A 10245-nucleotide genomic window follows, 5' to 3' on the forward strand; every position below is an offset into this window, starting at 1 on the left:
TCGATGCCGAGCACCGGAGCTTCGCCTACTACCTCCTCGAGAACGACGTCGCCGACCTGCCGGCCAAGGACTACTCGGCCACGATCTCGGTGCGGCCCGAGGGCGAGCACGCGCGGGTCGAGTGGCGGGCCGCGTTCTACCGCGGCCATCCGAACAGCGACCCGCCGCCCGAACTCAACGACGAGAATTCGGAGAAGGCCGTGCGGGCCTGGGTTCATGCCAGCCTTGAGAAGCTCAAGGCCAGGCTTGAGAAGAGCGGCTCCTGACACAAGTCGCTCGGACGAAGGGTGAAGCGGCCATGCTCGGCGGCTTCGATGGGAGGAGAAAACACATGAAGTTCAGGACGCTCGCGGCCGTGGCGGCGCTCGCCACGGTGACCTTTGCCGCGCAGGCGCACGGCCCGACCCGGCAGAAGGTCTCGGAGTCGATCGAGATCAACGCCCCCGCCGACAAGGTCTGGGCGATCGTCGGCAACTTCCAGGACGGAAGCTGGATTCCGGTGGTCGAGAAGACCGAGGGCAAGGGCGGCAACGAGGTCAAGGCGACCCGCACGCTGACCCTCAAGGGCGGCGCCACGGTCGAGGAGGAACTCGCCAAGTACGACGCCGAGAAGAAGACCCTCATGTACCGGATCAACAAGGTCGACGTGAAGGTCCTGCCGGTGAACGACTATTCCTCGACGATCGAAGTCGAGGGCGATGGAGCCAAGTCGAAGCTGACCTGGCGCGGCGCGTTCTACCGCGGCTACATGAACAACGATCCGCCGCCCGAGCTCAACGACGAGGCGTCCAAGAAGGCCGTGTCCGGCCTTTACAAATCCGGCCTGGAGAACGTGAAGGCCAAGGCCGAGAAGGGCTCGTAGGGCTTTGATGCTGCGGAGAGCCGGCGTGTCCAGCATGCTCCAGACGACGCGCCGGCTCTTCCCTCTCCCCTCTGCGGGAGAGGGTGGCCCGCGAAGCGGGTCGGGTGAGGGGAGCGACCTCTCCGGAAGCGTCCCCCCCTCTCCCGCCCGCTCCGCGGGTACCCTCCCCCGACCCAAGTCGGGCTTGCCCGCCTTGGGCGGATGCTTGCGGATCTCGGGTAGGCCCGAGATCCGTGGGGGGAGGGCTCTTCTCGTCCTCGCCGGCTTCGTGCTGTCCAGCCCCGCCCTCGCGCAGGAAGCCCTGGTCACGGCGCAGCTCGGCAACGCCGTCGAGATCGTGGATCTTGCCTCCAAGAAAATCGTGCAATCGATCCCCGTGCCGGGCGCGCCGGCCGGCATCGCCCTCTCGCCGGATCGCAAGACCGCCTACGTCACCCGCCCCGAGGGACACGGCGTCTCGGTGATCGACCTCGACGCCCGCAGGGTGCGCGCGAGCCTCGACCTGCCCGGCGGTCCGCTCGGCATCGGCGTCAACCCGAAATCCGGCGAGGTCTACGTCGCCGACTGGTACGGCACGCGGGTCTTCGTGCTGCGCCCGGACGCGGACGGCCTGGCGCTGGAGGGCGAGATCGCCACCGGACAATCCCCCTCCGGCATCGCCGTCACGCCGGACGGCGCCACTTTGCTGGTCGCCAACCGCGAATCCGACTCGGTCTCGATCGTCGACGTGGCGAGCCGCCGAGAGACGCGGCGGGTCGCCGTCGGCCAGCACCCGTTCGGCCTGACCCTCTCGGCGGACGGCGCCACCGCCTACACCGCCAACGTGGTCTCAAACGACGTCTCGGCCGTCAACGTCGCGGCCGGCCGCGAGACGGGCCGCGTCGCCACCGGCCAGCGGCCCTACGTGATCGCGCTCGCCGCCGGCAAAGGCTTCGTGACCGACCAGTATTCCAACACCGTGACGGTGTTCGACCCCGCGACCCTGAAGACGCTCGCCGCCATCGATGTCGGCGACCACCCGGAGGGGATCGCCGCCACCCGGGACGGGAAGACGGTCGTCGTCGCCAACTGGGGCGACAACGGCTTAAGCCTGATCGATCCGTCGAGCCTCACCGTCACCGGCAAGGTCGAGACCGGCGACGGGCCGCGCTCCTTCGGGGATTTCTTGCGGTAGCCCGGAGTGCATTCCGACGAAGCGGGTGCCGGTTCGTCGAAAGAATGCGCGTCAAACCAATGACCTGGAGACGCCGGCCTGATGCAATCAGGCCGGATACGGCTCCAGAGCATCGTCCCGAAAGGTGGTTGCCGGCTTTCGGAAAAAGACGATGCAGAACAAAAGCCTAGAGCATCGTCCCGGATCCGATATCCAGGACGATGCTCTACGCCGCCGCGGGCGGCTCGCCGGACCCCGTCTCGGCGGGTGAGTTGAGGATGTCCTCCAGCTCGTCCACGAGGCGGTCGATCTGGTCGTCGCTCGCCAGCACCCGGGTGGTGCGTCCGTCCACGGTCTCGAAGGCCAGCTCGATGGACTCGCCCGTGCGGGTGGCCAGAATCCGGGCGAGCTTGTTCCCTGCAGTCATCGGCATCTCCTCGTGGATTGTCCCCGTCAACGCGCGGAAACGGCCTCGTTCCTCACGCGATCAGGCCGACGGCGACCGCCGGCCCGCAGGTCGAGACCCAGGCGGCCTCCCCGCCGTCCAATCGGCCGGCGATCACCGCGGTGAGGGGCAGCGGGCGGCGGCCGAGCCGGGCGGCGAGCCGCTCGGCCAGGAAGCGGCCGGCGCCGCAGACGACAAGGGGCGCGTCCTCGGGGAGATCCGGGCGCGAGAGCAGCACGGCGGCAGCATCGTGCAGCGGGCGCAGCTGCGCCTCGGCGAACCACGCCGCCAGCGCCCGCCATTCCTGCGCGCTCCCCTCCCCCCGGTCGCGGCCGACCATGCGGGCGAGGCGCGTCTCGGATTCGGGGATCGACTTGCCCTTGAGGTCGGCGCTGTGCTGCTGGTCGGCCCCTTCGGGCAGGTCACCGGTCAGGCGGTAGATGTCGGCGGTGCCGGCGAAGGTCTCGGCCATCAGTGCCGTGCGCCGGCCGCGCCAGGGCGCGTGGGTCGCGAAGGCGAGGAGCGGCGTGCGCACCACGCCGGTATAGACGAGCTCGCCCGTCTCCAGCCGCTCCGCGTCGCTGTAGCCCCGCGCGGCGGGCGCGCCCTTCACGATCGGAATCAGGTCGGCGGTGGTCGAGCCGATATCGACCAGGAGCGCGTTCGCCTCGTGGCGGCCGACCAGGGCGGCGGTGGCGTGCCAGTTGGCCGAGGCGATGTCGGCGGCCTGCCCGCGGGCGGCCTCGGCCGGCACGAAGCCGGCGCGGCCGGCATAGATCCGCACGCTGCCGGCGAGCGTCGCGGCGGCCCAGGCGGAGAGCTGGTGCACCCCGTCCGCCCGGTCGGCGAAGCAGTCGGTCAACTCGCCGGTCATGGTGACGGCGTGGTGGGCCTCGCCCCGGGTCCAGTCCGGCATCTGCGAAAGCGTCTCGTCGAGGGCGGGGACGCCGCGCCAGAGCCGGCAGGGCGCCTGCACCGCCTCGACCACGCGGCCGTCCTCGACGAGCGCCGCCTTGACATGCACCCCGCCGAGATCCCACCCGATGACCCTGTTCCTAGTCCGGTTCACGCGATGTCTCACGGTTCTGAGGGGCGGCCGTTCCGGCTGATCCCGGTGATCGACCTGCGTCGGGGGCAGGTGGTGCGCGCCCGCGCGGGCGAGCGGGACGCCTATGCCCCGATCGACACCCCCTTGGCCAGGGGCTCGGCGCCCGCCGACGTGGCCCGCGGCCTCCTCGACGCCGTCGCGACGGACCGGCTCTACGTCGCCGACCTCGACGCGATCATGGAGGGCCGGGCGCCCGACCGTGCCAGCCTGGAGGCGGTGGCCCGCGCCTGTCCCGGCGCGACGCTGTGGGTCGATGCCGGCTTCTCCGACTTTTCCGGGGTCGACCGCTTCACCCGGCTCGGCCTCGGCCGCCCGGTGATCGGCAGCGAGAGCCAGCGCAACGCCGATCTCGTGCGCGCGCTGGGCAACCGTGCCGTGCTCTCCCTCGACAGCCGGGGGGAGGAACGACTCGGACCGGACGCTCTGCACGCGGATGCGCGGACATGGCCCGAGGAGGTGATCGTGATGACGCTGGCGCGGGTCGGCACCGGCACCGGTCCCGATCTCGTCGGGATTTCGCGCGCCGTCGCGCTCGGACAGGGCCGGCGGATCTACGCGGCCGGCGGGGTGCGCGGGCCGGAGGACGTGACGCGGCTCATCGCGGCCGGCGCGGCGGGAGCGCTCGTCGCCTCGGCGATCCATGACGGGCGGCTGCGCTGAGGCTGGCGGCGCCTACGGCGTCAGGGCTCCCTGAATCACGTACATCTCGCCGACCACGGCCGTGACGTCGATGCGCTCCGGCCTCAGCTTGCCATGGGCGATCTGGTTGCGCAGCGCATAATAGAACTGCACCCGCGCCCACGGACTCTTCGCGCCGCCCTGCCGATCGAGGACGAGGGCGGTGCGATCCTCGAAGCTGAGGCCCGAGAGGCGCTTCTCGTCCGGATTGTACAGATCCCAGGCGCGTCTCACCGCCCAATCCGCGTGGCCCCGCCGCGCGCGGATGGCCGAGCGGCAGGCATCGTCGATGGCGCTCTCGAGCTGACCCCAGCAGATCACGAAATAGGCCTGGTCGTTGAGGCGCTGCTTGGCCTCGATCCGATCCGCGCCCGACCCGTCACCGCTCTCGATCAGGGCCGCCCGGAGCGCTTCGAGATATGCGTCGATCTCGGCATAGAGAGCGGCCAGGGCCACCAAGTCCTGCACGGCGCCGTCCCGTGCCGTCAGCGCAAGACGGACGACAAGGCCGAGCGGTCCAGCGGGAGGGCCCGCCGTCGATCCGACAGGGGCACGAGGACCCAATCCGGCTCCTCGAAATTCGCGGCCCTGTCGAGGATGAGATGATGGTCCGCTCCCCGCCGAAGGTCGAGGCGGCCGTTGGCGCCGACGATCCAGAGGCCCCGCGGCTCGATCGTCGCGGCCGGAGCCTCATCGGCCAGCAGGTCGAGCACCGGAAGTTCGCGCGGCGGCAGGTCCACCTCGCGCATCGGCTCCTCGATCATCCGCACGCGCCGCGTCCGCCTGGACGACCAGCCGGGCGGAAGCCAGGACTCGATCCGGCCGTACAGGCCGGCGATACGCTGCGCCCAATCCTCCACGCGGTCCTCGACCTGCGCGCGCGTGAGGGCATCGGCCGTCAGCTCTTCGAGGACGTCGGCCATCGGCGGCCTCCTCCTGGGTGTCTCACCGTCATGAGGTGCCACCGCAGCGCCCAAAAAGAAAGGGACGGCCGAAGCCGTCCCGATCCATCAACGTCCAAGGAAGATCGAAGCCAGTCGCTGGAGCAGACCCCGCGGTGCGGGCGGAGGCTCGCTCTGCCCAGGACTGTCCCCGATCTAAGCGTTGGCGGCGAAGGGGTGCTGCGCCGAGTTGCGCTGCTCGGTCACCGTCGCGGCCTTCGGCTCGCCGTTCACGGCGCGCTGGATCGAGAGCTTGGTGGCCTCGTAGTTGTACTTCTGGATCTTGGCGTCGTCGGCCGCTTCCCAGTGGATGAACACGCCGACCAGCACGTACAGGTCGTCGGCCTCGTCCGCCGGGATGATGCCCTCGGCGACCGCATCCTGCACCGCCTTGGCGACGCCGTGCTGGGCCGGGCCGAACATCTGGACGGCCTGACGGGCGTCGTTGATGGTGACCTTGTTGAACATCAGCGTGTTCGGCTTGCACGGCAGGTTCGGCGCGATCACGGCGAGCAGGCTGGTGAAGCCGTGCTTGTTGTTCACGAGGCCGTTGCAGAAAGCGGTCTCGGCGGGCGAACCGCGCGGTCCGATGATGAGGTCGATGTGGGCGACCTCGTTGCCGTCGCCGACGAGGGCCTCGCCGACCTGAACCTTGGTGATCTTTGCCATTCGGGGTCTCTCCCTGGATTCCTGAAAAAAGGCCCGCCCTGAGAGGAGGCGGGGCCGGAAGCCATCCTTGTTCGCGGCGCCCGGCAGGGGCCGAGCCGGTTAGCCCGGATAGCGGCGCGGACCCTACAGCGGGGCCCGGCATCGAACAACCCGCGCAAGGCCCTGAAATCGGCGATTTTTTGGATAGCCGGGGGCCTTGACGCGCCAGGATCCGTCCCCTCGCGGGCGCGGGGTTCGGCCAAGGCTCAAGATGTCTCGCCGCGGGCGGACAGGAGCGCGTCGAGGAACAGCGTCGCGACGGTGAAGTCGGCGCTCGTGCCGGGGTTCAGACCCGCCTCCTTCAAGGCACGGTCGTAGGCCAGCAACGCCTCGACCGGGGCCGCGGCGAGGTCGAGCCCTGCGAGTCGCGCCCGCGCCTGCGCCCGCACCGCCTCGGCCCGCTCCGGCCCGTGCTTGCGCGCGATATGGCTGTCCGGCACCGCGGTGAGGTAGGCGAGATGCACGGCCGTCGTGGTCCAGGGCGGGACGAGCCCGCGCGCCCGTGCGTCGGCCAGCGCCGGCAGCCCGATGGCAAACAGATCGCGAAAACCGTCCGCGTAGGCGCGGGCGATGCGGTCGCGCGGGGCGGCCTCTTCCATCGCCGCGCGCAGCGGCGGGACCGGCCCGTCATCGGCCGGATCCCGGGACACGTCGTGGCGCTCGGCCCGGCCGAGGCCGCCGGGATTGGCCCGGCGGATCGCCGCGAACACGTCGCGGGAATCCGACGCGTCGAAGGTCGCCAGCACGGCGCTCAGGGCTTCGCTCAGCCGACCGGGCGCCTCCGCGGCGCGGGCGAGCGGCGCGCAGAGGAGCAGGATGCCGAGATTGGTGTTCTGGCCCACGGCGGCGATCGTCGCCTCGACGCCGCCGCGGACCCGGCGGCCCACCCGCGCACCCGCCTCGGCCAGCGCGGGTGCCGAGACGTCGGCGCTGGTGACGAAATCGGCGGTCACCATGCGGTGGCCGGGGGCGTAGCTGTGCACGTTGCCGGGTTTCAGCGCATCGAGTTCGGCGAGGCAGGCGGCGCGGTAGAGGTCGGCCACCGTCGCCGCCGGCAGGCCGCCCTGCGCTGATCCGGTCATCCGAGCGCCGAGACCAGCCGCGGCGGGCGGGCGGCGCGCACCGCGTTGAGGAAGCCGCGGGCGACCGCCCCGGCGATGTCGACCTCGGTCACCTGCTGCAGGCCGGACCAGGCCGGCATCGAGTTGACCTCCAGGACGAGGAAGCCGCCCTCGCCGTCCTCGACGAGGTCGATGCCGGTGTAATCGACGCCGACCGCCGCCGCGGCGGCCTCGGCGAGTTCGGCGGCGCGGGCGGGAACGTCCCAGGCGAAGGGGCGGCCGCCGCGGTGGACGTTGGTGATCCAGCCGTCGCCCTCGCGGATCATCCCGGCGATCGCCCGACCCTCGCAGACGAAGACGCGGTAGTCGCGCCATAGCCCGTCCGCCCGCGGCACGTAGCGCTGCAGGTAGTAGACGCCGCTCACCGCCTCCTGCGCCGGCAGATCATCGGGATGTTCGAGGAGCATCAGCCCCTCGCCCTGCGAGCCGAACAGGGGCTTCAGCACGATCGGCCGTCCGGGCTGCGCCTCGCGGGCGACAATCTCGGCCGCCGCCTCGCGCTTCGAGACGACGAAGGTGTCGGGGGTCGGCAGGCCGGCGCGGGCGATCAGGAGCGAGGTCGCCGCCTTGTCGACCGAGCGCTCGATGGCGGCCGGCCCGTTCCAGACGGTGACGCCGGCGGCCTCCAGCGCGTGGAGCACGCCGAGCCGCATGGTGGTGGCCTCGAAGGTGCCGCCGGCGATGGTGCGCAGGAGGACGCCGTCCGGCAGGCCGTCCGCGAAGCCGGGCACCCGCAGCGGCTCGCCGCCGCCGGTCACCACGGCGACGTCGGCGAGGGAGAACAGCACCGGCTCGACGCCGAGGCCGCGCAGGGCCTCCCGCAGCCGCGCCTTGTGCCAATTGCCGTTGTCGGCCGCGAGCCCGATGCGCATGCGTTGTTCCCGTTTTTTTGCCCTCTCCCCTCCGCGGGAGAGGGTGGCCCCCGAAGGGGGTCGGGTGAGGGGCCGGCTCCGCATTCTCCGGAAACGTCGCTCCCGTCTCCCGCCTGCTCCGCAGGCACCCTCCCCCACCCAAGTCGGGCCTGCCCGACTTGGGAAGATGCTTGTGGATCTCGGGCAAGCCCGAGATCCAGCGGGGGGAGGGATTTTTTCGGGCGCCGCTCTCGCCCTCGCTCTCCTCGCCACCCCCGCCCTGGCCGACGACAAGTCCGCCTGCGCCGAGGGCATCGTCGCGGCGCGGGCGCAGGCGGAAAAGCTCGCGCCCGAGGCCGTCCCGCCGAAGTTCAAGCGCGCCCTGAAAATCGCCGAGCGCGAGCAGGGCGAGGGCGAGTTCGACGAGTGCCTGGAGGCCCTGGACGACGCCAGGCGGGCGCTGCCGCGATGAGCGCCGCCCTCGAGGTCGCCGGCGTCAGCCACCGCTTCGGCCAGCGCGCCGCCCTGTCGGACGTGTCGCTGACGGTCGAGCGCGGGCACTTCATGGCGCTGCTCGGCCCCAACGGCGCGGGCAAGACCACGCTCTTCTCGGTGATCACCCGGCTCTACAACAATCAGGAGGGGCGGGTCGCGATCCTCGGCCATCCCCTCGACCGCGAGCCGTCGCGGGCGCTCGCCCGCCTCGGCGTGGTGTTCCAGGCGCGCACCCTCGACACCGACCTCACCGTCGCGCAGAACCTGCACTACCACGCCAGCCTGCACGGCATCGGCCGCGCGGCCGCGCGCGCGCGGATCGAGAGCCTGCTCGCCCGCGTCGGGCTGGCGGAGCGGCGCGACGACAAGATCCGCACCCTGTCCGGCGGCCAGTCGCGGCGCATCGAGATCGCCCGCTCGCTGATCCACGAGCCGCGCCTGCTTCTGCTCGACGAGCCCACCGTCGGCCTCGACCTCGAATCGCGTGCCGACATCGTCGCCATCGTCCGCGCCCTGGTGCGCGAGGAGGGGCTGTCGGTGCTGTGGGCGACCCACATCTTCGAGGAGATCTCGCCCGAGGACGACGCGGTCGTGCTCCACAAGGGCCGCATCGTCGCCCGCGGCCGCGCCGGGGAGATCGGCGCGCCCGGCGAGACCCTGGAGGCCGCCTTCCGCCGCCTCGTCGCCGAGCCCGACCGGCGCGCCGTGAAGTCCGCCGCATGAGGCCCCGGTCATGAGTTCCAGGTCATGAGTTCCAGGTCATGAGTTCTCCGTCGAACCCCGCCGTCACGGTCCGCGTCGAGGACGGCGCCAAGCCCGTTCCCCATGCGGGCCGGCTCGATGCGGTCGGCTACCTCATCGCCCTGGGCGGCATCGTCCGCCGCGAGCTGCTGCGCTTCTTCCACCAGAAGGAGCGGTTCTTCTCGGCGATGGTGCGCCCGCTGGTCTGGCTGTTCATCTTCGCGGCGGGCTTCCGCAACACGCTCGGCACCTCGATCACGCCGCCCTACGAGACCTACGTGCTCTACGAGGCCTACGTGGTGCCGGGGCTCGCCGTGATGATCCAGCTCTTCAACGGCATGCAGTCCTCGCTCTCGATGGTCTACGACCGCGAGGTCGGCTCGATGAAGGTGCTGCTCACCTCGCCCTATCCGCGCTGGACGCTGCTGCTCGCCAAGCTGATCGCGGGGGTGAGCGTCTCGATCGTGCAGGCCTACGCCTTCCTGGCCATCGCGTGGTTCTGGGAGACCGGCATTCCGCCGATCGGCTACGTCGCGGCCCTGCCGGCCTTCCTCGCCTCGGGGCTGATGCTCGGCGCCATCGGACTGTTCCTATCCTCGCTGGTGCGGCAACTTGAGAACTTCGCGAGCGTCATGAATTTCGTGATCTTCCCGATGTTCTTTGCCTCTTCTGCCCTATATCCGCTCTGGCAGGTCCGGGCATCGAGCGAGTGGCTCTATCTCATCTGCCAGGCCAACCCGTTCACCCACGCGGTCGAGCTGGTGCGTTTCGCCCTCTACGGGCGCTTCGAGCCGGTCGCCTGCGCCGTCGTGGTCGGCACCGGCCTCCTGTTCTTCACCCTCGCCGTGATCGCCTACGATCCGGGCCGCGGCATCATGGCCCGGCGCGGCGGACCGGCCGGCGAAGCTGCCTGAGAGACGCCCATGCTCCTTCGTCGTGCCACCCTCGGCTCCGTTCGTGCCCCGCTCTGCCTCGCCCTTCTTCTCGCGGCGGGGCCGGCGCTGGCGCAGCCCAAGGCCGATCCGGATTGGCCCTGCGCCCAGCGCAAGGTGACGACCTTGGGGTACGGCTCGTTCTGGACCGGGCCGGATCTCGCCGAGGCCGGCGAGTGGGGCAACGACCGCGAGGCGGCGCAGCTCGCC

The 10245-nt window shown here is 71.1% G+C and carries 14 protein-coding genes and 1 pseudogene; 8 read left to right on the top strand and 7 right to left on the bottom strand.

Annotation, left to right across the window (positions count from 1 at the left end; genetic code table 11):
• The 3 genes from MFF42_RS09910 to MFF42_RS09920 form a co-directional block, all read left to right on the top strand.
• The coding region (locus MFF42_RS09910; RefSeq protein ID WP_238255592.1) for an SRPBCC family protein at positions 1-266 on the top strand (266 nt) is incomplete at its 5' end.
• A 65-nt stretch (positions 267-331) separates the two neighbouring features.
• Positions 332-862: an SRPBCC family protein gene (locus MFF42_RS09915; RefSeq protein WP_238255593.1), complete on the top strand. Its 531-nt coding sequence runs from the start codon at positions 332-334 to the stop codon at positions 860-862.
• Between the two features lie 34 nt (positions 863-896).
• Positions 897-2036: a YncE family protein gene (locus MFF42_RS09920; protein WP_373875171.1), complete on the top strand. Its 1140-nt coding sequence runs from the start codon at positions 897-899 to the stop codon at positions 2034-2036.
• 205 nt (positions 2037-2241) lie between these two features.
• Here the strand turns inward: MFF42_RS09920 and MFF42_RS09925 are convergent, their stop codons facing one another.
• On the bottom strand, positions 2242-2442 hold the full coding sequence (locus MFF42_RS09925; protein ID WP_238255595.1) for a hypothetical protein: 201 nt from the start codon (positions 2440-2442) through the stop codon (positions 2242-2244).
• Positions 2443-2494: 52 nt separating this feature from the next.
• Complete coding sequence (locus MFF42_RS09930) at positions 2495-3529, bottom strand: hydantoinase/oxoprolinase family protein (protein WP_238255596.1); 1035 nt, start codon at positions 3527-3529, stop codon at positions 2495-2497.
• A gap of 3 nt (positions 3530-3532) precedes the next feature.
• Here MFF42_RS09930 and MFF42_RS09935 point away from each other — a divergent pair, with 3 nt between their 5' ends.
• Entirely contained in the window at positions 3533-4228 is a 696-nt protein-coding gene (locus tag MFF42_RS09935) for a HisA/HisF-related TIM barrel protein (RefSeq protein ID WP_238255597.1), read from the top strand.
• Between the two features lie 12 nt (positions 4229-4240).
• On the opposite strand, the gene MFF42_RS09940 is transcribed toward MFF42_RS09935, so the two are convergent.
• The 5 genes from MFF42_RS09940 to MFF42_RS09960 form a co-directional block, all read right to left on the bottom strand.
• On the bottom strand, positions 4241-4714 hold the full coding sequence (locus MFF42_RS09940; RefSeq protein ID WP_238255598.1) for a hypothetical protein: 474 nt from the start codon (positions 4712-4714) through the stop codon (positions 4241-4243).
• A gap of 17 nt (positions 4715-4731) precedes the next feature.
• Positions 4732-5169, bottom strand: a complete 438-nt coding sequence (locus MFF42_RS09945; protein ID WP_238255599.1) for a hypothetical protein — start codon at positions 5167-5169, stop codon at positions 4732-4734.
• A 174-nt stretch (positions 5170-5343) separates the two neighbouring features.
• A complete protein-coding gene (gene fae, locus MFF42_RS09950; protein ID WP_012453694.1) occupies positions 5344-5856 on the bottom strand; it encodes a 5,6,7,8-tetrahydromethanopterin hydro-lyase in 513 nt (170 codons plus the stop codon).
• A 245-nt stretch (positions 5857-6101) separates the two neighbouring features.
• Complete coding sequence (locus tag MFF42_RS09955; RefSeq protein WP_238255600.1) at positions 6102-6977, bottom strand: triphosphoribosyl-dephospho-CoA synthase; 876 nt, start codon at positions 6975-6977, stop codon at positions 6102-6104.
• A complete protein-coding gene (locus tag MFF42_RS09960) occupies positions 6974-7888 on the bottom strand; it encodes an ATP-grasp domain-containing protein (protein ID WP_238255601.1) in 915 nt (304 codons plus the stop codon). The genes MFF42_RS09955 and MFF42_RS09960 overlap by 4 nt, the downstream gene beginning before the upstream one ends.
• Positions 7889-8054: 166 nt before the next feature.
• Between MFF42_RS09960 and MFF42_RS09965 the strand changes: the two genes are divergently transcribed.
• The 4 genes and pseudogenes from MFF42_RS09965 to MFF42_RS09980 all read left to right on the top strand — a co-directional run.
• Complete coding sequence (locus tag MFF42_RS09965) at positions 8055-8339, top strand: hypothetical protein (protein WP_238255602.1); 285 nt, start codon at positions 8055-8057, stop codon at positions 8337-8339.
• Positions 8336-9085 carry a lanthanide ABC transporter ATP-binding protein PedB/LutE gene (gene pedB, locus MFF42_RS09970; RefSeq protein ID WP_238255603.1) on the top strand — a complete coding sequence of 250 codons (750 nt, stop codon included), beginning with the start codon at positions 8336-8338 and terminating at the stop codon, positions 9083-9085. Before MFF42_RS09965 ends, pedB begins: the two co-directional genes overlap by 4 nt.
• A gap of 38 nt (positions 9086-9123) precedes the next feature.
• Positions 9124-10017 carry a lanthanide ABC transporter permease protein PedC gene (pedC, locus tag MFF42_RS09975; RefSeq protein WP_238255604.1) on the top strand — a complete coding sequence of 298 codons (894 nt, stop codon included), beginning with the start codon at positions 9124-9126 and terminating at the stop codon, positions 10015-10017.
• Between the two features lie 9 nt (positions 10018-10026).
• Positions 10027-10245, top strand: a pseudogene (locus MFF42_RS09980) (hypothetical protein); the annotation flags it as partial.

Origin of the sequence: Methylorubrum podarium, from assembly GCF_022179745.1 — a bacterium.
Taxonomy (GTDB): domain Bacteria; phylum Pseudomonadota; class Alphaproteobacteria; order Rhizobiales; family Beijerinckiaceae; genus Methylobacterium; species Methylobacterium podarium.

Excerpts from the sequence above, each read along its gene's own strand:
- MFF42_RS09915 (WP_238255593.1), top strand. The coding sequence starts at position 332 with ATGAAGTTCAGGACGCTCGCGGCCGTGGCGGCGCTCGCCACGGTGACC.
- MFF42_RS09920 (WP_373875171.1), top strand. The coding sequence starts at position 897 with ATGCTCCAGACGACGCGCCGGCTCTTCCCTCTCCCCTCTGCGGGAGAG.
- MFF42_RS09925 (WP_238255595.1), bottom strand. The coding sequence starts at position 2,442 with ATGACTGCAGGGAACAAGCTCGCCCGGATTCTGGCCACCCGCACGGGC.
- MFF42_RS09935 (WP_238255597.1), top strand. The coding sequence starts at position 3,533 with ATGTCTCACGGTTCTGAGGGGCGGCCGTTCCGGCTGATCCCGGTGATC.
- MFF42_RS09945 (WP_238255599.1), bottom strand. The coding sequence starts at position 5,169 with ATGGCCGACGTCCTCGAAGAGCTGACGGCCGATGCCCTCACGCGCGCG.
- fae (WP_012453694.1), bottom strand. The coding sequence starts at position 5,856 with ATGGCAAAGATCACCAAGGTTCAGGTCGGCGAGGCCCTCGTCGGCGAC.
- MFF42_RS09955 (WP_238255600.1), bottom strand. The coding sequence starts at position 6,977 with ATGACCGGATCAGCGCAGGGCGGCCTGCCGGCGGCGACGGTGGCCGAC.
- MFF42_RS09960 (WP_238255601.1), bottom strand. The coding sequence starts at position 7,888 with ATGCGCATCGGGCTCGCGGCCGACAACGGCAATTGGCACAAGGCGCGG.
- MFF42_RS09965 (WP_238255602.1), top strand. The coding sequence starts at position 8,055 with ATGCTTGTGGATCTCGGGCAAGCCCGAGATCCAGCGGGGGGAGGGATT.
- pedB (WP_238255603.1), top strand. The coding sequence starts at position 8,336 with ATGAGCGCCGCCCTCGAGGTCGCCGGCGTCAGCCACCGCTTCGGCCAG.
- pedC (WP_238255604.1), top strand. The coding sequence starts at position 9,124 with ATGAGTTCTCCGTCGAACCCCGCCGTCACGGTCCGCGTCGAGGACGGC.